19 protein-coding genes and 1 riboswitch are annotated in these 21,073 nt (G+C 43.7%); of the genes, 17 read left to right on the forward strand and 2 right to left on the reverse strand.

All coding sequences use genetic code 11. The features are described from left to right. The first annotated feature begins 177 nt into the window (after window positions 1-177). Together ADI76_RS00465 and ADI76_RS00470 are read left to right on the forward strand one after the other, a co-directional pair. Window positions 178-642, forward strand: coding sequence for a MarR family winged helix-turn-helix transcriptional regulator (locus tag ADI76_RS00465; RefSeq protein WP_049513898.1), 465 nt, complete (start codon window positions 178-180; stop codon window positions 640-642). Further along, the gene (locus tag ADI76_RS00470) at window positions 639-1,346 is read left to right on the forward strand and encodes a B3/B4 domain-containing protein (protein ID WP_049513900.1); all 708 of its coding nucleotides are present in this window, start codon (window positions 639-641) and stop codon (window positions 1,344-1,346) included. Before ADI76_RS00465 ends, ADI76_RS00470 begins: the two co-directional genes overlap by 4 nt. A 25-nt stretch (window positions 1,347-1,371) precedes the next feature. Here the strand turns inward: ADI76_RS00470 and ADI76_RS00475 are convergent, their stop codons facing one another. Further along, window positions 1,372-1,815 (reverse strand): GtrA family protein, encoded by a 444-nt coding sequence (locus ADI76_RS00475; protein ID WP_049513904.1) that lies wholly within the window; start codon window positions 1,813-1,815, stop codon window positions 1,372-1,374. A 28-nt stretch (window positions 1,816-1,843) separates the two neighbouring features. Next, a riboswitch (PreQ1 riboswitch) is annotated at window positions 1,844-1,950 on the forward strand. Between ADI76_RS00475 and ADI76_RS00480 the strand changes: the two genes are divergently transcribed. The 4 genes from ADI76_RS00480 (at window position 1,948) to pulA (ending at window position 7,849) form a co-directional block, all read left to right on the forward strand. Then, on the forward strand, window positions 1,948-2,457 hold the full coding sequence (locus ADI76_RS00480; RefSeq protein ID WP_003006740.1) for a QueT transporter family protein: 510 nt from the start codon (window positions 1,948-1,950) through the stop codon (window positions 2,455-2,457). (Overlaps the previous riboswitch by 3 nt.) An 85-nt stretch (window positions 2,458-2,542) precedes the next feature. Beyond that, entirely contained in the window at window positions 2,543-4,501 is a 1,959-nt protein-coding gene (ligA, locus tag ADI76_RS00485; protein WP_049513906.1) for an NAD-dependent DNA ligase LigA, read from the forward strand. Between the two features lie 9 nt (window positions 4,502-4,510). After that, window positions 4,511-5,473: a diacylglycerol kinase family lipid kinase gene (locus tag ADI76_RS00490; RefSeq protein WP_045759326.1), complete on the forward strand. Its 963-nt coding sequence runs from the start codon at window positions 4,511-4,513 to the stop codon at window positions 5,471-5,473. A gap of 78 nt (window positions 5,474-5,551) precedes the next feature. Then, window positions 5,552-7,849 (forward strand): type I pullulanase, encoded by a 2,298-nt coding sequence (gene pulA, locus ADI76_RS00495; protein WP_049513908.1) that lies wholly within the window; start codon window positions 5,552-5,554, stop codon window positions 7,847-7,849. Window positions 7,850-7,903: 54 nt separating this feature from the next. Here pulA and ADI76_RS00500 read toward each other — a convergent pair whose 3' ends face one another. Continuing rightward, the gene (locus ADI76_RS00500) at window positions 7,904-10,063 is read right to left on the reverse strand and encodes an LTA synthase family protein (protein WP_049474753.1); all 2,160 of its coding nucleotides are present in this window, start codon (window positions 10,061-10,063) and stop codon (window positions 7,904-7,906) included. A 230-nt stretch (window positions 10,064-10,293) separates the two neighbouring features. Here ADI76_RS00500 and ADI76_RS00505 point away from each other — a divergent pair, with 230 nt between their 5' ends. From ADI76_RS00505 to ADI76_RS00555, 11 genes are all read left to right on the forward strand, one after another. Then, on the forward strand, window positions 10,294-11,457 hold the full coding sequence (locus ADI76_RS00505) for a class I SAM-dependent rRNA methyltransferase (protein WP_049513911.1): 1,164 nt from the start codon (window positions 10,294-10,296) through the stop codon (window positions 11,455-11,457). Beyond that, on the forward strand, window positions 11,454-12,131 hold the full coding sequence (gene aroD, locus ADI76_RS00510) for a type I 3-dehydroquinate dehydratase (protein ID WP_049513914.1): 678 nt from the start codon (window positions 11,454-11,456) through the stop codon (window positions 12,129-12,131). The genes ADI76_RS00505 and aroD overlap by 4 nt, the downstream gene beginning before the upstream one ends. Next, the gene (aroE, locus tag ADI76_RS00515; RefSeq protein WP_049513915.1) at window positions 12,121-12,993 is read left to right on the forward strand and encodes a shikimate dehydrogenase; all 873 of its coding nucleotides are present in this window, start codon (window positions 12,121-12,123) and stop codon (window positions 12,991-12,993) included. Before aroD ends, aroE begins: the two co-directional genes overlap by 11 nt. A 162-nt stretch (window positions 12,994-13,155) precedes the next feature. Further along, window positions 13,156-14,229, forward strand: a complete 1,074-nt coding sequence (aroB, locus tag ADI76_RS00520) for a 3-dehydroquinate synthase (RefSeq protein WP_049513917.1) — start codon at window positions 13,156-13,158, stop codon at window positions 14,227-14,229. A gap of 6 nt (window positions 14,230-14,235) precedes the next feature. After that, window positions 14,236-15,402, forward strand: coding sequence for a chorismate synthase (aroC, locus tag ADI76_RS00525; RefSeq protein WP_049513919.1), 1,167 nt, complete (start codon window positions 14,236-14,238; stop codon window positions 15,400-15,402). A 16-nt stretch (window positions 15,403-15,418) separates the two neighbouring features. Then, complete coding sequence (locus ADI76_RS00530) at window positions 15,419-16,525, forward strand: prephenate dehydrogenase (RefSeq protein ID WP_049513921.1); 1,107 nt, start codon at window positions 15,419-15,421, stop codon at window positions 16,523-16,525. Between the two features lie 100 nt (window positions 16,526-16,625). After that, on the forward strand, window positions 16,626-16,964 hold the full coding sequence (locus ADI76_RS00535; RefSeq protein ID WP_003014453.1) for a YlbF/YmcA family competence regulator: 339 nt from the start codon (window positions 16,626-16,628) through the stop codon (window positions 16,962-16,964). Window positions 16,965-17,134: 170 nt separating this feature from the next. After that, window positions 17,135-18,418, forward strand: coding sequence for a 3-phosphoshikimate 1-carboxyvinyltransferase (aroA, locus tag ADI76_RS00540; RefSeq protein ID WP_049513924.1), 1,284 nt, complete (start codon window positions 17,135-17,137; stop codon window positions 18,416-18,418). After that, a complete protein-coding gene (locus ADI76_RS00545; RefSeq protein ID WP_049513927.1) occupies window positions 18,411-18,896 on the forward strand; it encodes a shikimate kinase in 486 nt (161 codons plus the stop codon). Before aroA ends, ADI76_RS00545 begins: the two co-directional genes overlap by 8 nt. Further along, entirely contained in the window at window positions 18,887-19,741 is an 855-nt protein-coding gene (gene pheA / locus ADI76_RS00550) for a prephenate dehydratase (RefSeq protein ID WP_049513929.1), read from the forward strand. The genes ADI76_RS00545 and pheA overlap by 10 nt, the downstream gene beginning before the upstream one ends. After that, window positions 19,738-21,054: an LCP family protein gene (locus tag ADI76_RS00555; protein WP_049513932.1), complete on the forward strand. Its 1,317-nt coding sequence runs from the start codon at window positions 19,738-19,740 to the stop codon at window positions 21,052-21,054. Before pheA ends, ADI76_RS00555 begins: the two co-directional genes overlap by 4 nt. Window positions 21,055-21,073: the final 19 nt, after the last annotated feature.

Below are 21,073 nucleotides of genomic sequence, written 5' to 3' on the forward strand. Positions count from 1 at the left end.
CTGTAAAAGCTGATGAAATCAGCGTAGTAGAGCCCACTCAACCACTGCGTCTTGCTCGATAATTCAAAAATAATTGAGAGGCTAGGACTTTTGTCCCAGCCTCTTTTTTTTTATCCATTTTGTTGCATTTGCAATAAAAATGTGTTATGCTATTGTCAATAGGAAAGGAGGAGTGAGATGAGTATTTTGCGTGAGATTGGCATCATTGCGCGAGCACTGGATTCTATAGCAAATATTGAATTTCGAGATTTGGATCTGGCGCGTGGTCAATACCTCTACCTGGTGCGAATTGCGGAGCAACCTGGAATGATTCAGGAAGAACTCTCTGAGCTCTTAAAAGTAGATCGCTCAACTGTTGCCCGATCCGTAAAAAGACTAGAAGAACGAGGAATGATTCAACAGCGCCCAAAGGGTGAAAACCTTAAAACAAAGGAATGGGAATTAACTGAAAAAGGTAAGCAGATTTACCCCTTCATTTTAGGGGAGCATCTTTACTCTGAGACAACTGCCTTAAAAGGATTTTCCAAAGAAGAAGTCGCACAGTTAGAAGAGTATCTGATCCGAGTTCGTGAGAATATCACCTTGGATTGGGAACTAGTCAAAAAAGGTCAAAAAAGAAATTATAGTGAGGTAAAGCAATGAAAGTGACAGTCGATCAAGCATTTTGGGATTTATTTCCAACAGCTAGAATTACAGTAATGTCCTTGTATGGTATTGATAATACAGTAGATGAAGCCAAGGATCCTTATTTCAAAGAATTGTTGGACAAGGGTGCCAAGCGAGCATGGGAATTTATCGATGAAGAAAACTATACCCAGAGTGAGTTCGTTCAAGAGTGGCGCCAAGCTTTTAGCAAGTTTAAAACAAAAAAAGGAGCCCGATCTTCAATCGAAGCACTCTTAAAACGGGTTCACCAGGGACGTGAATTCTATCCGATTAATCCTTTGGTGGATCTTTACAATAGCGTTTCTATGGCTTATGCCCTTCCTTGTGGGGGAGAAGATATGGATAAATTGGTGGGTGGACTCTCTCTAGGCCAAGCGAAAGGGGGCGAACCTTTCTTTCCATTAGGAGCTGACGAAGATGCGCCAGCTTTGGAAGGGGAGATCATCTACTACGACCAAGAAGGCGCCGTTTGCCGTTGTTTGAATTGGCGTGAGGCTCAAAGAACCATGCTAACTGAAGATACCAAGGACGCTATTTTGGTCATTGAAGCCATCAACGAGGAGGAGGCCAAACGGGCACAAACAGCCATGCAGGAATTGAAAGATCTAGCTAAGGATTATTTTGGGGTTGAAGGCACCATCTATCAATTAAGTGCAGAGCATGCAAGTATAGAAGTTTAAAAGAATAAGGCTTGAAACAATCGTTTCAAGCCTTGTTTTTATTTTTAAAGACAAAGAGTTTACTAAAGACGTAATTGAGGACCACAATGGCCACTTGTGCAAAGAGGGTTTCGATCAGATTGATCTGGCTCTTGTTATTGTGGACGAATTGACCGATAATTCCTGGGAACTGCTTGACAAAAATCTCGGTCAAGGCCATGTCCAGTACAAAGGTCCCAGAGCGCGCAATTGCAAATCGGATCAAGCGCTGAAACCAGCCCTTTCTTTCTTGTTTAAAGACAATGGTATCATTGGTTGCAAAGGCAAAGAGGATCCCAGCAATGTTTCCAATCGCGGTCGCTAATCGTTCATCACGAGACACTTGATAGATGAAGAGGCGGGTTCCGACGGAAACAATGGTTGTGGCAACCCCAAAAAAGAGATAGGATAAAATCTCATTATCAAAAAATTTTTTAATTAGTGTTTTCATAAATTCAGTCTACCATAAAAGCTCAAAATATGCTATACTTGAAAGGTTGAAGAAATCAAACCTTCAACCCTTGGTGCTTAAGATCCTTTCGCCAAGCATATTACACGCGGGAAAACCGCTAAAGGAGAATAAATGAAACAGTTAACTGCTCGTGATATGGCACAAATTGCCATTGTTGCTGCGATTTATATCGTATTGACCATTACCCCACCTCTCAACGCTATGGCCTACTATGGCTATCAATTCCGTGTTTCGGAAATGATGAATTTCTTAGCTTTTTACAATAAGAAGTACTTGATTGCAGTGACGCTTGGTTGTATGATTGCTAACTTATTTAGTTTTGGATGGATCGATGTCTTTGTCGGTGGAGGTTCAACCTTTGTCTTCTTAGGACTTGGACTCATTCTATTTGGTCGATTCAAAAACAAGTTCTTGTTTGACGGTCTTATTCGCTTGGACCATTTCTTGTTTGCGATTTTCTTTTCCATCTCCATGTTTACGATTGCCTTGGAACTATACTACCTTCAAGGCCAACCATTCTTCTATAACTGGTTGACTATGGGATTGGGTGAATTCGCATCTTTGATTTTTGGAGCGATTGTGATCAATCAACTTTCTAAACGGATCGATTTTACAAAATAGGAAAAGGGAGCTTTGGCTCCTTTTTTTAATGCTAAGAATGCAGTAAATTCAAGGCTAAATTAAGATTTTATGATAAAATAAGAACATGAAAACCAGAATGAAAGAATTAGTGGAATTACTCAATCGATATGCTTACGAGTATTACACAAAAGACGCTCCATCTGTTTCAGATAGTGAATATGATCAATTATATCGGGAGTTGGTGGAACTAGAAACCGCTCATCCTGATGAGATCTTACCAGAGAGTCCAACTCACCGTGTAGGTGGGGTGGTTTTAAAAGGCTTTACCAAATACCAGCACCAGTATCCCCTTTATAGTTTGCAGGATGCTTTTTCGCGTGAAGAATTAGAAGCCTTTGATCAGCGTGTCCGTAAGGAATTTCCTTCTATCAGCTATGTATGTGAGCTGAAAATCGATGGCTTGTCCATTTCCCTCACCTATGAAAATGGAGTCCTCGTAACGGGGGCGACACGTGGGGATGGTTCTGTCGGTGAGGATATTACAGAGAACCTCAAGCGGGTCAAGGACATTCCTTTGGTGTTACCAGAGCCAGTGAACATTACAGTTCGAGGCGAGTGCTATATGCCACGGGCTTCCTTTGATCGGGTCAATCAGATCCGTCAAGAAAACGGCGAGCCGGAGTTTGCTAATCCACGAAATGCTGCTGCAGGAACACTTCGCCAATTGGATACGAAAATCGTGGCCAAGCGAAATCTTGCGACCTTCTTGTATCAAGAAGTGAGTCCCACTGATCAAATCAGTCAGGAAGGCGTGCTTGAGAAACTAGCTCGCTTAGGGTTTGTCGTGAACCAAGAGCGAGTGCTAGCTGAGGATATGGAGCAAATTTGGGACTTTATCCAAAAAGTAGCTCAGTTTCGAGAGGATCTTCCCTATGATATCGATGGGATCGTCATCAAGGTCAATGACCTAGCTGTTCAAGAAGAACTAGGCTTTACCGTAAAAGCTCCTAAATGGGCTGTCGCGTATAAGTTTCCAGCTGAAGAAAAAGAAGCGAAAATCCTATCGGTGGATTGGACAGTTGGACGGACCGGCGTCGTGACGCCAACTGCCAACCTAACTCCAGTCCAGCTAGCAGGAACCACTGTTAGTCGGGCAACCTTACACAATGTGGACTATATTGCTGAAAAAGATATTCATCAGGAAGATACCGTCATTGTCTACAAGGCTGGTGATATCATTCCTGCGGTCTTACGTGTCGTCAAAGATAAACGGGTATCTGATCAAGCATTAGCTATTCCAAGTCATTGTCCGAGCTGCCAGAGTGAGTTGCTTCATTTTGAGGATGAGGTGGCCCTTCGCTGTATCAATCCGCTCTGTCCAGCACAGATTAAGGAGGGATTGAACCACTTTGCAAGTCGAGATGCTATGAATATCACAGGCTTGGGTCCAGCTGTTGTAGAGAAACTCTTCGCAGCTCAGTTGGTAGAGGATGTAGCAGGGATCTATCGTCTGACAGTCGAGGATCTATTGACCTTGGAAGGCTTTAAAGAAAAATCTGCTGAAAAACTCTATGAAGCCATTCAAGCTTCAAAAGAAAATTCAGCTGAGAAGTTGCTCTTTGGTTTGGGGATCCGCCATGTCGGTAGCAAGGTTAGTCAAATCTTGCTCCAAGAATTCCATGACCTCGATCAATTGGCTACAGCTGATCCAGAACGAATTGCCAGCATTGACAGTCTCGGTATGGTCGTGGCTGAAAGCCTCAAGCGTTATTTTGCACAAGAAGGATCCAAGCGCCTATTGCAAGAGCTTAAAGAAGCTGGTGTCAATATGACTTATCTTGGTGAAAAAGTCGCTGCTGATGCGGCCCTCTCAGGAATGACAGTCGTTTTGACTGGGAAGCTAGAGCGACTCACACGTTCAGAAGCTAAGGCAAAATTAGAAAGTCTGGGCGCTAAGGTAACTGGATCGGTTTCCAAAAAAACAGATTTGGTCGTTGCAGGTAGTGACGCTGGTAGCAAGTTAACCAAAGCACAAGAATTAGGAATCCAGGTAGAAGATGAGGCCTGGCTTGAAAGTTTATAGAGGATCTTTATGGTAGAACGAATCAAAAAAGCCCGTTTAATTTATAATCCGACCTCTGGGCAAGAAATTATCAAGAAAAATATAGCGGAAGTCTTGGACGTACTCGAAGATGTGGGCTATGAAACTAGCGCTTATCAAACGACTCCAGAACCATTTTCTGCCCAAAATGAAGCAGAAAGAGCCGCTAAGGCAGGCTTTGATTTAATCATTGCCGCTGGTGGAGATGGTACGATTAACGAAGTGGTCAATGGGGTTGCAGGTCTGGAAAATCGTCCGCAGATGGCCTTTATCCCGACCGGTACCACCAATGACTATGCGCGTGCCTTGAAGATCCCGATGGGAGATCCTGTGGCGGCTGCTCGCATTATCGAAAAGAATCAAACCATTCAAATGGACATTGGTCGTGCCTATGGCAGCAAGTATTTCATCAACATTGCTGCAGCAGGAACCATGACAGAATTGACCTTCAGTGTTCCAAGTAGTGTTAAATCTCGCTTGGGTTACTTTGCCTATGTAGCAGAAGCTGCTAAAATGTTGCCGCGAAACAAGGCTCGTAAGGTGCGGATCGAACACGATAATGGCGTTTTTGAAGGTCCAGCTTCGATGATTTTTGTGGCTTTGACCAACTCCATTGCTGGTTTTGAAAGTGTCGCACCAGATGCTAAGCTCGATGATGGAAATTTTACCTTGATTATCGTCAAGACTGCCAATCTCTTTAACATGTTGTCCTTGATGATTCAGGCTATTAATGGAGGCAAGCATGTGCACGATGAAAATGTAGAATATCTTAAGACCAAGAAGTTGTCGATCGAAATGTTAGGGAAAAATGCTCAACCATTCCGCATCAATCTAGATGGCGAATATGGGGGAGATACTCCAGTTGAATTGGAAGTCTTTCATAATCACTTGGAATTCTTTGCAAATATTGATGAAATCAACAACGATGCTTTGGTTCACACATCTGAAGAATAAAAACAAATAGTTGGAACCATGTACGTGTTTCACGTGCGAATGGTTCCTTCGGTATCAAATTGGAAATAGGAAAATGTTATGCGACAATACCATGTAAAGCTTCATTTTCATAAGCAAAAAGGAAATTATTTTGCCTATGATATGTGGCAATGGCAGGATCAAGTAGAAGGAAAATCAGTCTCTTTCTCCAAGTTAGATTATTTTGGAGTAGAGGGAAATCTGGTATATGAGAGTGAGGAAGCCTTGAGTCGGGGTCATGTCTTGGTTAAAGAGGGAGATTGGCTCACCAAAACCCGTGATTTTGAAATCGAACTCTTACCAGAAGGGCATGTTCGAGAAGTTTGGATTCTCGATGGGGACGATACTGTCTATTATTCTTTGCAAGCTGCTTTGACGAGTCATGCTTATAGTCATCGTCAGCCTCATGCCTACGATATGGCGACCCATGCCAAGGAATTTGACACCAAATGGGCTTATCAAGGCTGGCTTGGTCATCGGGAGGAAGAAGGGGAGTATTGCTTTAAACTATGGGCTCCTACTGCCAAGAAAGTTGAATTGTTGCTCTATCAATCAACAGACTTGGATGCGCCTATTTGGAAGACTATTCCGATGATGCGAGGCAAACAAGAGTCTAGCTACCATCCAGAAAACACCCACGGTGTTTGGATTCTAGATTTTCTAGGAAATTTAAGTGGCATGGCTTATCAATATCGTGTGCATTTTGAACACCAGAATCAAGTGACGCGCGATCCTTATAGCATTGCAACGACAGCCGATGGAATGCGCTCAGCCATTCTCTCAAGAGCAGATCGTCAGTTTGATTGGGGCACTAAAAAAGGCGCCGATGCGACTCCCTGGCGCCTGGACAATCCTTGTCAAGCAGTGATCTATGAGATGCACCTTCGGGATTTGACCAAGTCACCGACATCAGGTGTAGACGAGTCTTTGCGTGGGACCTATCTGGGGGCTTGCCAAGAAGGAACTGTCAATAGCCATGGCGATGCGACTGCCTTTGATTATATCCGTCAGTTAGGGGTCAATGTTGTGCAATTACAGCCGATATCTGATCGCTATAAACAGTACGATGAAGAAGGTCGTGTGACCTACAATTGGGGTTACGACGTTCAGAATTATTCTGCACCAGAAACCAGTTTTTCAACGGATCCATCCAATCCCAAACAAACCATGAAAGAGCTTAAAACTATGATCCGGGCTTATCATGACGCTGGGATTTCGGTAGTCATAGATGTGGTCTACAATCATACCTACTCAACTGAGCATGGTCCTTTCCAAAATACAGTGCCCGATTATTATTACCGGATGGAGCCAGATGGGCGCTTCCAAAATGGGACAGGTGTCGGAAATGAGACGGCAAGTGAGCATGAAATGTACCGCAAGTACATGATTGATTCCCTTACGCACTGGGTCAAAGAGTACCAGATCGATGGTTTCCGCTTTGATTTGATGGGCATTCACGATGTGACGACAATGAATGCTATTCGGGAGGCGATGGATGCTCTGGATCCTCGCATTCTCCTTTATGGAGAAGGTTGGGATATGGGAACCGGTCTCGCACCAGAGGATAAGGCTAAGAAAGACAATGCGGCGCAATTGCCACGTATTGGATTCTTTAACGACACGGAGCGCGATGCTATTAAAGGAGCTGAGGTTTATGGTTCCATCAAACGTGGCTTTGTCAGCCGAAAATCAACAGAGAATATCGTTGCGCGTGCTGTTCTAGGCAGTGCAGAGCTGGGTCATTATTTAAGTCCGAATCAGGTTTTGAATTATGTGGAGGCTCATGACAATTATAATCTCTATGACTTGCTTCAGACCCTCCATCCAAATGAAGAAGTAGCAGGCTTAGTCAAGCGCTCAGAGTTGGCTACGGCCATGAACCTGCTCTTCCAGGGTATGACCTTTATGCAATTGGGTCAAGAGTTTATGCGGACTAAATTGGTAGCGACAGGTCCTGATGGAGAAATCACACCTTTGGATCGTGAGCGGGCCATGAATTCCTACAATGCTCCAGATTTTGTGAATCAGGTCAACTGGGATCTGGTCAGTCAAAACAAGGAATCAATTGCCTATATCCGAAGCTTGATCAATTTGAAGACAAGTCTTCCTGTCTTAGGGCTTGAAAGCTATGATAAAATCTACCAACAAGTCTTTATCCAATCTGCAACTGATTGTAGTGGACTTCTGATATTTGAACTAACAGGAGACAAGAAGTACTTGGTCATCTTCAACGCCAGCGGACTTCCATATTACCTCCAAAATTCAGATAAATTGAAATTGATGGTTGGAAATAGTCGTCATAAACGGCCATTCTATGTGGAGAATTTAACGGCTTCTGTTTTTGAAGTCCTAGACTAAGTTCTTTTTAAAGGAATCACAAAATCCCTGAGTTTAAAAACTCAGGGATTCTTTTTATTTAGAAGAACTGCTACTGGTCTCTGTTGAGGAAGAACTATCGTCTTCTGGGTGCAATTCTTTATAAGTAGGTGCCTTGAAGAGATCAACGGTGGACTGATTGCCACGTTGGTTATAAAGGCTGGTTGATTTGTCACCTTTTTCCTTTTCAATCTTCTTCAATGCCTTGAAGGAATTAGTGTAGGAATAATCATCTGGATTGACTTTTCCAAGATCATTGCCCTTGAAGAAGCGAAGGAGGTCACCGGTCTGGATGCTATCGCTAATCTTCAATTGCAGGTTAGCAGCCTCCCTAATCTTGTCCAGTTCTTCCTTGGTTTTTTCGTCTGGGTTCGTGATTTCCTCACCTGTTTTGGTGTAATAGGTCCTGCCACTATAGCTCGTATACTCAGGAGTCACAAAGTAGTTAGCGGAGCGGAAGGCTACGATTTGATCATGATCTGGTGAGAGCATATCTTGACCAACTTGGAGGAATTTGTTGGATTCAATGCCTAGCAAATGTTCCAAGGTTGGGAGCATATCAATTTCGCCACCATAGGTGTTGATAATGCCTCCCTTGTCCATTCCAGGAATAACTACCATATAAGGAACGCGTTGCAACATGGCATTGTCATAGCTTGACCACGTTTCAGAGTTCTTACCAAGTAGAGGGGCAAGAGCTGGGTTGCGGGAGTTTGAAATTCCGTAGTGGTCCCCATAGAGAACGATGATGGAATTTTTGTAAAGACCAGATTCTTTCAGGTAATCAAAGAAGGCCTTGATCGAAGAATCTAGGTAGTTAGCGGTCGCAAAATAGCCATTGATGGTTTCGTCCTGAGTCTTAGCTAGAGGGAAGCCGAGATCATCTCCTGACAAGCTGGTTGTATAAGGATAGTGGTTGGAAACCGTAATGAACTTCGTATAGAAAGGCTGTTGCAATCTTTCTAGGTATTTAATGGAATCCTTGAGCATGTATTTGTCATTAAGACCATACTGGAAGGAGTTGCTGCTGTTTTGTTTGGTGAAGTAGCTAGCATCAAAGAAGTAATTGTAGCCCCATTGTTTATAAGCAGTATTCCGGTTCCAGAAACTTCCAGCATTCCCGTGGAAAACAGCGCTCGAGTTGTAACCATTTTTTGAAAGAATAAATGGTGCAGCCTGTTGGGTATTGGTTCCACCATAGTTCACCATAAAGGAACCTTGGTTGAGTCCAAAGAGCCCAGTTTCAATCATGGTCTCAGCATCGGACGTTTTCCCTGCCTTGACTTGGTTAAAGACGTTTGAAAAGGCAAAGGTTTCTTTCGAGTGGTAAAGTGAGTTTAAGAAAGGTGTCACTTCATATTCTTTATCGTCTACTTTCAACTTGTAATCGATCAAGAATTGTTGGAAACTTTCCAAGTGAATGTAGATGACGTTACGGCCTTTGGCCATTCCAAAGTATTCAGGATTAGGCTTGGCGTAATGCTGTTGGATATATTCTTCCACCGGTTTTAAATCTGCTTCGGAGGCTTTGGAACGTTCTTTGTTGGCAGCATAGGTCTGATTAGCGCTATAACCCAGAAAGGCTGGTAAGCCTAGGGCACGAACGACATAGTAGTTTGAGAACCCACGAGTCAAGAGCTCAGGTCGGTCAATTTCTGCAAGGAAAAGGTTGGCCGAAAAGAGCATAGCCGATAAAGAGGTAACCGCAAAACTAGCTCGTTTATTGAAGGGACGATTGTCCATACGAATCCATTTCTTAAAGAAGAAGAAAGCTAGAATAGGGAAATCTAGAATGTAGATCACATCCCAAGGGCGGAACAATTCTAAAGCAGCAGCTCCGAGACCGGCAGAAACCTTGCTGGATGCCAACATGGTATTGACCGTTACGAAGTCTGTAAACTCTCGATAATAGATGGAGTTGGAAATCAACCAAATAAATAAGAGAAGGTAGATCCCAAAGGCCAAACTATAAAAGAGCTTGGTTCGTTTAATATAGAGTGCTAGCCCGATGAAGAGCAGACTGATCGGCAATGGGTTGATCACTGCTAGAAAAATCTGATACGGTCCTTGAATGTCTAAGTTAAAATCAACTGAATAGGCCCACATGGTTTTGAACCAATAGAGCAACAGAAGGGTCAAGACAAATCCTAGTCTGGTACTCATGAAATTGAGTATCGAATTCGTAATTTTTTTCACAAAATGTTACTTCCTTGTCTTATTTCCTAAAAATTTTCATATACAAGTATACCACAATTTTATGGAGAAAGAAAAAAATGACTGTAAAGGAGAGGAAAGAAATAGGAAAGATCAGGTATTTATAATCGTAAAAGGCTAAAGGATAAGAGCTTAAATAAAATTGTAAAAAAAGTTCTAGTAAATAAATCCTCCCTTTGTGAAAACCTCAGACTTTTGCTATAATAGAGGGTATGAAAAAACTCACAGTCAGTCGCCAAGTCGCAACAAAAATCAAAGAAGGACAATCCCTTCTTGAAAAGCAAGATTTTGAGTCACTTCCTGCTTTGGATCAAGAGGTTCAATTGCTTTCAGGAGATGGACAATACCTCGGAGTCGGATACTTATCTGAACAAAATAAAGGGATTGGATGGTTTGTTTCACAAGAGTTGGTCGCTTTTGATCAAGACTTTTTTAAAAAGCTTTTCATCAAAGCCAAGCAATACCGTCGTTCTTATTATGCGGATGAAACGACGACGGCCTTTCGTCTCTTTAACCAAGATGGAGATGGTTTTGGTGGCTTTACGGTTGACTTATATGGTGAGTTTGTTGTTTTTTCTTGGTACAATCCCTTCGTATTTCAGATTAAGGAAACCATTCTAGCGACCTTTCAAGAGGCTTTTCCAGAAGTCAGAGGGGGCTATGAAAAGATTCGCTTTAAAGGCTTGGACTATGAATCGGCCCATGTGTATGGTGAAGAAGCTCCGCAAGAATTTTTGATTCTGGAAAATGGGGTCTCTTACCAAGTCTTTCTCAATGATGGCTTGATGACGGGGATCTTTTTGGATCAGCATGAAGTTAGAGGAAGTTTGGTCGATGGCTTAGCTGCTGGACAGTCCTTGCTCAATATGTTCTCTTATACAGCTGCTTTTTCAGTTGCTGCGGCAATGGGTGGAGCAGTTGAGACAACGTCGGTCGATCTGGCTAAGAGAAGTAGAGAATTATCAGAAGCGCATTTTGTGGCAAATGGCTTGGCGCTGGATGCTCATCGTTTTGTCGTGATGGATGTCTTTGATTATTACAAATATGCCAAACGCCATGAGCTAAGCTATGATGTGATCGTACTCGATCCGCCTAGCTTTGCGCGGAATAAAAAACGGACCTTTTCAGTCGCTAAAGATTACCATCGGTTGGTGAGCGAGGCCCTCGAGATTTTAAATCCAGGTGGGACCTTGATTCTCAGTACCAATGCGGCAAATGTGACCAAAGAAAAATTTAAAAAACAAATCGAAAAGGGATTTCAAGGGCGTAAACATCGTTATGTAGCAGAATACGGCCTTCCGGGAGATTTTCGATGGAACAAGAAAGAAGAAAGTAGTAATTACTTAAAAGTATTTACGATTAGGGTGGATGTATGAAGTTAGTTGTTTCGATTATGCCTCGCTCCTTAGAAGAGGCGCAACAACTAGATGGTTCGCGTTACGAGGATGCAGATGTTATTGAGTGGCGTGCGGACTTTTTAGAAAAAAGCGAGATCTTAACTGTTGCTCCTGCAGTTTTTGAAAAATTTGCTGGACGCGAGATTTTATTCACCTTGCGGACTCGAGCTGAAGGTGGAGGGATGGAGCTGACTAATGAAGAATATGTTGGGATCCTGAAAGATATTCAATCCATCTATCATCCGGATTATATCGATTTCGAGTATTATAGTCACCGTGAAGTCTTTGAAGAAATGTTGGAATTTTCAAATCTTGTTCTCAGCTATCACAATTTCCAAGAGACACCGGAAAATATGATGGAGATCTTATCGGAATTGACCAGCTTTTCTCCAAAATTGGTCAAGGTATCCGTTATGGCCCACAATGAACAAGATGTTCTTGACTTGATGAATTATACGCGTGGTTTCAAGACGCTGAATCCTGAGCAAGAATATGTAACCATTTCCATGGGCAAGGTCGGGAAGATTTCGCGCTTGACAGCTGATTTGACAGGTTCTTCCTGGTCTTATGCTAGAGTCGGAGATGAAAGTGCCCCAGGTCAAATTCCTCTTGAAAATATGCGAAGAATTCGGGAGTTATTGAATGAAGATTGACGGATATACTCGGATGGCAGCGGTCATTGCCCATCCCATTCGTCATAGTATTTCTCCTTTCATCCATAATCTAGCCTATGAATTAACAGCGACCAATGCTGCTTATCTAGCTTGGGATATTGCTGAAGAAGACTTAGAAAGCACCATCAGCCAAATTCGTAAGTTAGATATGATTGGGGCCAATATTTCCATGCCTTTTAAGCAAAAGGTCTTTCCTTACTTAGATGAAGTGGATGAGATGGCTCTAAAGATCGGCTCTGTCAATACCATCGTTCACCGTGATGGCAAGCTTAAGGGCTATAATACGGATGGGATTGGTTTCTTTCGTAGTTTACCTCCAGCTTTCTCCATTAAGGGAAAAACAATGGTTCTCTTAGGTGCAGGTGGTGCAGCTTTAGCGATTATTGCACAGGCGATTCATCTAGGTGTAAAACGAATCCTTGTCTTTGTGAGAGAGGAGAGATTAGTTCATTATCGTTCAATCGTTCAGTTGGTTGAAGAAGGCTTTGATTTCTTGATAGAATTGTATGCGATTGAGAAAGATGAAGATGTTCAAAACTCTTTTCATCAAGCTGATCTCATCTTAAATGCCACTGGTGTTGGAATGGATGGTCAGTCTCTTCCAATAGCGAGTCACTTGACCTTTCCCCCACATGCCTTAATCGTAGAGATGGCTTACTATCCGGCAGTGACCCCCTTTCTGCAATTGGCAGTGAATCAAGGAAACCAGAGGGAAAATGGGCTGGGAATGCTCTTTTATCAAGCTGAAGCAGCCTTTGAATTAATGACTGGGAAAGTATTTCCTACAGAGTCTGTATGGGAAGCATTGACAACAGAATATCGCCAATTTGTATGTGACTAAGAGAGGGTTTTACCTTTTCCTATTGAAAAAGCTTTATGAGATTAGAACAGGAACTGATTTTTTAAAAAACAGTCTTGCTCTAGTCTCTTTTTCATTTTGATTGAGACATGTGCCCTATTTCATGATAAGATAGAATCAAAGAAAAACGTGAAGGAGATTCCTATGAACGTATCGGTACCTATTCCAGGACATTCCTATGATATTGTGATTGAAAGAGGTGGTTTTAACCAGGTTGGAGACTGGTTGCGCACTCTTTGGAGCGATAAAAAAGTCGCGATTATTTCCGATAACCGCGTGGCTAAGCTATATGCGTCTATCGTAGAGAAGAGCCTTGAGAAAGCTGGTTTTCAAGTGGTGCGCTTTGAGTTTCTTCAAGGGGAAGCCAGTAAGAATCTAACCACTGTTTCAAAAGTTTATGAATTTCTAGCTACCCAGGGCATGACGCGCAGTGATGGAATCGTTGCTCTTGGGGGTGGCGTAGTTGGTGATTTGGCTGGTTTTGCTGCCTCGACCTATATGCGGGGAATTTCCTTTGTTCAGATCCCGACTAGCTTGACCGCACAGGTAGATTCTTCTATCGGGGGAAAGACGGGGGTCAACACAGCACTTGCTAAAAACATGGTAGGGACCTTTGCTCAACCAGACGGTGTGTTTATTGATCCTGAAGTGTTGAGCACGTTGGGGCACCGTGAATTGATCGAGGGAATGGGCGAAGTCATTAAGTACAGCCTCATCCAAGATACGGAACTTTGGGAAGAATTGGAAGCCATGGATGGTTCTGTCCAGAGTATTTTAGAGCATGCAGAGAGCATCATTTCCCATTCTTGCCTGGTGAAGCGAGACCATGTGGTGGCAGATGAGTTGGACAATGGTATTCGACTGTATCTCAATTTTGGTCATACCATCGGGCATGCCATTGAAGCAACAGCTGGTTATGGTCAAGTTATGCATGGAGAAGCTGTCAGTATGGGCATGGTGCAGCTCTCCCGAGTTGCAGAAGAAAAGGGCTTGATGCCAAAAGGAATCAGCCAACAAATCGAAGAAATGTGCCGGAAATTTGGCCTTCCGGTGACCTATGAGAACTGGGATAAAGAAGCCCTTTATCAAGCCTTGACCCATGACAAAAAGGCGCGTGGGACGAACTTGAAATTAGTAATTGTTCCAGAGTTGGGGCAAGCAGCGATTCATCAAATCCCTCTTCAAGAAATGAAGGATTTTTTAGAAAGAAAGGAATAAGGTCGTATGAGATATTTAACAGCAGGAGAGTCCCATGGGCCTCGATTAACAGCCATCATCGAGGGCGTTCCAGCAGGCCTTCCTTTATCTGAAGAGGATATTAATAAAGAGCTCAAACGTCGACAAGGTGGCTATGGTCGTGGTGCTCGGATGAAAATTGAGAGTGACCGGGTCGAGATCACATCAGGGGTCCGTCATGGCTTGACCATGGGAGGTCCGATTACTCTGAACGTGACCAATTTGGATCACCAAAAATGGCTAGAGATCATGAATGTAGCACCGGTCGAAGAGAAAAAGAAAAATCTGCGTAAGATCACCAAGCCACGTCCTGGTCATGCCGATCTAGTCGGAGGGATGAAATACCGTTTCGATGATCTCCGTAATTCCTTAGAGCGTTCTTCTGCACGTGAGACGACCATGCGTGTAGCCGTTGGTGCAGTTGCTAAACGGATTTTAGAAGAGATCGGCCTTGAAGTAGCCAGCCACATTGTGAATTTTGGGGGAATCGAGATTGCAATTCCCGAGAATCTAACCGTTTCAGAAATCAAGGAAAAGGCAGCGAAGTCGGAAGTTTCGATCGTTGTGCCAGAACAAGAAGAAGCCGTTAAGGCCTATATTGACCAAGTGAAAAAAGATGGCGATACCATCGGGGGAATTGTGGAAACCTTGGTTGGCGGTGTGCCTGTTGGACTAGGATCCTATGTGCAATGGGACAAGAAATTGGATGCCAAAATCGCTCAAGGAGTGGTCTCTATCAATGCCTTTAAGGGTGTTGAGTTTGGCCTTGGTTTTGAAGCAGGTCGCCTAAAAGGTAGTCAAGTTATGGATGAGATCATCTGGTCTCAGGACACTGGATATACCCGTCGCACCAATAATCTTGGTGGTTTTGAAGGGGGCATGACCAATGGTGAGCCCATTCTGGTTCGTGGCGTCATGAAGCCTATTCCGACCCTCTACAAACCTTTGATGAGTGTGGATATTGAAACCCATGAGCCTTATAAGGCAACAGTTGAGCGCAGCGACCCAACAGCTCTGCCAGCTGCAGGTGTGGTAATGGAAGCAGTGGTCGCAATAGTCCTTGCCACTGAAGTGCTTGAAAAATTCTCATCCGATAACTTGGAAGAATTGAAAGAGGCCGTTGCCAAGCACCGGGACTTTACTAAGAATTTTTAAGAGAAAGAGTTTTCCTTTGGAGAAGAAAGTTGTCTATATTGCAGGGTTGGGCTTGATTGGTGCTTCCCTCGCGCTAGGGATTAAGAGAGCTCACCCAAACGTGACCATTCTTGGTTACAATCGTAGTGAAGCCTCTCGAACCATCGCCCTTGAAAGAGGAATGGTGGATCAGGTGACGGATGATTTCGCAGCCTTTGCCCCTTTAGCAGATATCATTATTTTGGCGCTTCCGATTAAGCAAACCAAGTCTTACTTAGAAACCTTAGCTGGCCTGAATTTGAAGGACCAGGTACTAGTGACAGATGCAGGCTCTACCAAGGCAGAAATTGTCGCGCAAGCTGAAAAGGTATTTAAAGACAAAGCTGTGCGCTTTGTGGGAGGGCATCCCATGGCTGGTAGTCATAAGACAGGTGCAGCTTCAGCGGATGCCACCTTATTTGAAAATGCCTATTATATTTTTACTCCTTCTAGCTTGACTAGAAGAGGTGCCATGGAAGAGTTAAAAGAGCTTTTGAGTGGATTGGGATCCCGCTTCATTGAAATCGATGCCGAGGAACACGATCGGGTAACCTCCCAGATCAGCCATTTTCCTCATATTTTAGCATCGACCTTGGTCGAGCAGGCCGCAGCTTATGGAGAAGAGCATGAAATGACCCGACGTTTTGCGGCTGGTGGCTTTCGGGATATGACACGGATTGCAGAAAGTGAGCCAGGCATGTGGACCTCTATTCTCTTGTCCAATCCTCAAGCTATATTAGAGCGGATTGCAGATTTCAAAGAACGTTTGGATCAGGTGGCCGAGACCATTCAAGCAGATAACGAAGAGGCCATTTGGTCCTTTTTCCAAGAAGGGCGCAAGCACCGAAAAGAAATGCAGATCCATCAGCGTCCTGGGCGCGATAGCGCCTATGATCTTTATATCGATGTCCCAGATAAAGAAGGCGTCATTCTTGAGATCCTGAAAATTCTACAAGGGATTTCCTTGGTTAATATTCACATCAATGAAGAGAATCGTGAAGATATCCACGGGATTTTGCAGCTGACCTTTAAAAATGTAGAGGATCAGGAGAGGGCTCAAACATTGATCAGCCGGGCGACATCTTATACCGTCCTTGCTCGCTAGGTCTACAGAAGGATTTGCATCAACATGCTTGCTTCATTTTAGGAATATTGAGGGAAAAGCAGTATAATAGAAGTATCATATCAGTAAAGGAGCCCATAAAATGGCAAATATTTATGATGTAGCAAATGAACTCTCTCGGACCCTTCGAGACCTTCCTGAATACAAGGCTGTCGTAGAAAGCAAGCAAGCGATCGAGGCAAATCCAGAAGCGAAAACCTTGTTTGACGAATACGTCGCTTTTCAAAATCAACTGCAAGGCTTGATGCAATCCGGTCAACTTCCAACAGAAGCTGTGCAACAAGAAATGAAGGACTATATGGAAAAAATTCAAGCAAGTCCGATTGTGAATGAATTTTTCACCAAACAACAACAATTGTCTATTTATCTTGCAGATCTTGAAAAGATCATCTTTGAGCCAATTCAAGATTTATACAAATAGAAAGACTACCAGAGTTGTAATTTCGACTCTGGTATTTTCGTTCGCCACTAGATCAAAAGAAGCTCAAAAAAAGCTTGGAAACATTCGTTATTTGATCCAAATTTTTGACCAAAAATTGAATTCATACCTTAATTATGATAGAATATGAGGAAAAGCATCTGGAGAAGGCAATGAAATTAAGAACCAATAGCAAGGGTCTCAGGGGCATCATTCGTGTACCTGGTGATAAATCCATCAGTCACCGATCCATTATTTTTGGAAGTCTCGCAACAGGCGAAACCAAAGTCTATGATATCTTGCGAGGCGAAGATGTGCTTTCTACAATCCAGGTGTTTCGAGATTTAGGAGTCTCCATCCAGGATGACGGGGATGTGATTCGGATTCAAGGGGTAGGCTTTCAGGGCCTACAAGTTCCGACAGCTCCCCTTGATATGGGTAATTCAGGGACTTCTATTCGTTTGATCTCAGGTGTACTAGCGGGCCAGGATTTTTCAGTGACCATGGTCGGAGACGATAGTCTTTCCAAACGGCCTATGGATCGTGTAGCGATTCCACTGCGTCAAATGGGAGTAGAAATTGCTGGCCAGGGAGAGCGCGATTGCCCGCCTTTGCATGAAAAAGGAACCCATCAGCTACAACCGATTCATTACCGTTTGCCAATCGCATCGGCTCAAGTCAAGTCGGCTCTTATCTTTGCTGCTATACAGGCTGAGGGTAAATCGACGATTATCGAGAAGGAAAAGACCCGTGACCATACAGAGGATATGATTCGCCAATTTGGTGGGGAGATCCAGATAGACGGAAAAACTATTCACATCCAGGGTGGACAAGAGTTCCAAGGTCAAACAGTCATCGTTCCTGGAGATATTTCCAGTGCGGCATTTTGGTTAGTGGCTGGACTCATCCTTCCAGATAGTGTGATCAAGATTGAAAATGTTGGCATCAACCAAACGCGGACAGGGATTCTTGATGTGATCCAGGAAATGGGGGGAGATCTCACTGTTGAGGATCGTGATGAAAAAGCTGTCTCGGCAAGTCTTACTGTCAAGACTTCGTCCTTAAAAGGGATTCGGATTGATGGGGAGTTGATTCCACGCTTAATTGATGAATTGCCGATTATTGCCTTACTTGCGACACAAGCAAATGGTCAAACTGTGATTGCGGATGCTGAAGAGCTTCGTGTGAAAGAAACGGACCGTATCCAGGTCGTAGCAGATAGCCTCAATGCTATGGGAGCCACTGTCGTGCCAACGGAAGACGGTATGATCATCACTGGTCCAACTCCCTTACATGGAGCTGACCTAGAGACCTTTGGAGATCACCGAATTGGGATGATGGCTGCCATTGCTGCCTTATTGGTGAGAGATGGAAATGTGGTGCTGGATCGAGCAGAGGCCATCAACACCAGTTACCCTAGCTTTTTTGAAGATTTGGAGACCTTACTGCATGGCTAAAATTTTACTTGGTTTTATGGGAACAGGTAAAACGACTGTTGGTCGCATTCTTGATCCAAAATTCCATGATATGGATGAATTAATTGTTGAAGAGATTGGTATGTCAATCAATGACTATTTCGCAGTGGAAGGAGAAGCTGCCTTTCGTCGCCGCGAGGCTGAAATGCTGGAACGTTTATTGGAAAACGAAGCAGCCATTATTTCCCCTGGTGGCGGGATTGTCGTCAATCCTCATAACCGTGCCCTCTTGGAAAAAAATCCATACAACATTTATTTGCGCGTGGATTTTGAAACCTTGTACAGTCGCATTCAAAATGACAAAGCTATGCAACGTCCCCTCTTTTTAAACAATACCAAAGAAGAATTCAAGAAGATTTTTGATGGCCGTTTGCCTTTTTATAAAGCGATTGCTACCCATATTGTGGATGTTAAGGACAAAACACCTGAAGAAATTGCGGAGATTATTCGATGCTTGTAGGCTATCTAGGTCCCAAGGGATCTTTTACCCACGATGTGGTGACTCATAGTTTTCCAACTTCTGAACGCATCGCTTATCGAACGATCACAGATGTTATTAAGGCCTATGAAAATCAAGAAATTGATTTTGCAGTCGTCCCAGTTGAAAACTCTATCGAAGGCAGTGTCCACGAGACCATCGATTACCTCTTTCACCAAGGGACCATCCAGGCCGTTGCAGAAGTGGTCTATCCCATCAAGCAACATCTCTTGGTGGCTAGAAAAGATCGGCCTATTCGAACGGTCTATTCGCATCCACAGGCCTTGGCCCAAGGGAAGTCTTTTCTAAGGGCCCATTATCCAGATGTGGCCATGGAAATGACGGCTTCAACAGCCTATGCAGCCCGCTATGTAGCAGAACATCCAGAATTGGAGATTGCGGCTATTGCCCCTCTGGCAGCAGCAAGTGAGTACGGTTTAGAAGTCCAGGCCAAAGATATCCAAGAAATCGAGGATAACTATACGCGGTTTTGGATTTTAGGGGTAAAAGAACCAGCGATTTCAGAAACATTACGTCCAGTCCTTCAAAAAGTTAGCTTGGCTTTAACCTTGCCAAGCAATCTGGCAGGAGCCCTCTATAAGGGTTTGTCCACCTTTGCTTGGCGGGGAATCAATTTAACCAAGATTGAAAGTCGCCCCCTAAAAACAGCTTTAGGAGAATACTTTTTCATTATTGACCTCCTAAATGAAGCGCCTGATCTAGTGCAGTTTGCCTATCAAGAATTAGACAGTCTGGGCATTCAGACAAAAGTCTTGGGTCAGTATCAGGTCTATACCTTAAAAGAAAACGGAAGGAAGAAAAGATGAGTAACGAATCCAACTTTCTATCTCACCATGAGCGAAAGCGATTAGAGTACTTATACTCAAATTTTCATTATTTGAATGAACGAGAACAACTAGAATACAATTATTTGCTCAAAAAAAGCCAAGGAGTTTATGAGGAAACAGAAGCCCTTCAACAGCCTGAAGTAGCTGCTAGTGAAGAAGTGCAAGGGGAGATTGCTGAACCAATTGGGAATCTCCCTGTTTACCAATCACGTAGCAAAAAGTCTAAGAAGAAAGCAGTTGCTGCGACGAGCGTTACACCCAAGAAACCACGGAAAAAGATCCGCGTCAAGCGGATCCTCAAGTGGATTGCCCTCTTTTTCTTGCTCATCATCGGTGGCATGGTCTTCATGTTTGTGAAAGGCCTCAACAGTAAGCCGACAGGTCCAGATGCCAAACCGGCTGTCGTTGAGAAATTTAACGGCAAGAAGTCGCGAGATGGGGTCAATATCCTGATCTTGGGGACAGATGGTCGGATCGGTGAGAAGTCAGATGAGACCCGGACAGACTCCATCATGGTGGTCAATGTCAATAACAAAGAAGGCAAGATCAAGATGGTCAGCTTCATGCGGGACACACTGGTCCATATCGATGGTGTCAGCCAGCAAAATATTCCTGAATATGATGGCTACTACGACCAGAAGCTCAATACTGCCTTCACCATCGGGGAGCAAAATAACAACCAAGGGGCTGAATTGGTGCGTCAGATGCTCAAAGACAACTTTGACATTGACATCCAATATTACGCCATGGTCGATTTCAAGACTTTTGCGACAGCAATCGATACCCTCTTCCCGAATGGGGTCGAGATGAATGCGCAGTTTTCAACGGTTGATGGCGAAAAGGTCAGTGAAGTAGAAGTACCAGATGATTTGAACATGAAAGACGGTGTCGTTCCGCAGCAAACCATCAAGGTTGGAAAACAACGGATGGATGGCCGGACCCTTCTCAATTACTCGCGTTTCCGCAAGGATGATGAAGGAGACTTTGGTCGGACCCGTCGCCAACAAGAGGTCATGTCCGCTATCATGCATCAGATCAAGGATCCAACCAAACTCTTTACGGGATCTGAAGCCCTTGGGAAAGTCTTTGCCATGACGTCTACCAATGTTCCTTTCTCCTTCCTATTGACCAATGGACTTGGACTAGTCGGAAGTGCTGGAAAAGGAATTGAACGAGTGACCATCCCAGAAAATGGGGATTGGGTCGATGCCTACGATATGTACGGTGGCCAAGGCTTGCTCGTCGATTTTGACGCTTATAAAAAGAAATTGTACCAAATGGGACTGAGATGATATAATAAGGGGATAGGAG

Origin of the sequence: Streptococcus parasanguinis, from assembly GCF_001074805.1 — a bacterium.
Taxonomy (GTDB): domain Bacteria; phylum Bacillota; class Bacilli; order Lactobacillales; family Streptococcaceae; genus Streptococcus; species Streptococcus parasanguinis_A.

Coding starts and splice junctions, on each gene's coding strand:
- aroB (WP_049513917.1), top strand. CDS start 13,156: ATGAACGTATCGGTACCTATTCCAGGACATTCCTATGATATTGTGATT.
- ADI76_RS00490 (WP_045759326.1), top strand. CDS start 4,511: ATGGTAGAACGAATCAAAAAAGCCCGTTTAATTTATAATCCGACCTCT.
- aroD (WP_049513914.1), top strand. CDS start 11,454: ATGAAGTTAGTTGTTTCGATTATGCCTCGCTCCTTAGAAGAGGCGCAA.
- ADI76_RS00480 (WP_003006740.1), top strand. CDS start 1,948: ATGAAACAGTTAACTGCTCGTGATATGGCACAAATTGCCATTGTTGCT.
- pheA (WP_049513929.1), top strand. CDS start 18,887: ATGCTTGTAGGCTATCTAGGTCCCAAGGGATCTTTTACCCACGATGTG.
- pulA (WP_049513908.1), top strand. CDS start 5,552: ATGCGACAATACCATGTAAAGCTTCATTTTCATAAGCAAAAAGGAAAT.
- ADI76_RS00545 (WP_049513927.1), top strand. CDS start 18,411: ATGGCTAAAATTTTACTTGGTTTTATGGGAACAGGTAAAACGACTGTT.
- aroC (WP_049513919.1), top strand. CDS start 14,236: ATGAGATATTTAACAGCAGGAGAGTCCCATGGGCCTCGATTAACAGCC.
- ADI76_RS00475 (WP_049513904.1), bottom strand. CDS start 1,815: ATGAAAACACTAATTAAAAAATTTTTTGATAATGAGATTTTATCCTAT.
- aroA (WP_049513924.1), top strand. CDS start 17,135: ATGAAATTAAGAACCAATAGCAAGGGTCTCAGGGGCATCATTCGTGTA.
- ADI76_RS00505 (WP_049513911.1), top strand. CDS start 10,294: ATGAAAAAACTCACAGTCAGTCGCCAAGTCGCAACAAAAATCAAAGAA.
- ADI76_RS00535 (WP_003014453.1), top strand. CDS start 16,626: ATGGCAAATATTTATGATGTAGCAAATGAACTCTCTCGGACCCTTCGA.
- ADI76_RS00465 (WP_049513898.1), top strand. CDS start 178: ATGAGTATTTTGCGTGAGATTGGCATCATTGCGCGAGCACTGGATTCT.
- aroE (WP_049513915.1), top strand. CDS start 12,121: ATGAAGATTGACGGATATACTCGGATGGCAGCGGTCATTGCCCATCCC.
- ligA (WP_049513906.1), top strand. CDS start 2,543: ATGAAAACCAGAATGAAAGAATTAGTGGAATTACTCAATCGATATGCT.
- ADI76_RS00470 (WP_049513900.1), top strand. CDS start 639: ATGAAAGTGACAGTCGATCAAGCATTTTGGGATTTATTTCCAACAGCT.
- ADI76_RS00555 (WP_049513932.1), top strand. CDS start 19,738: ATGAGTAACGAATCCAACTTTCTATCTCACCATGAGCGAAAGCGATTA.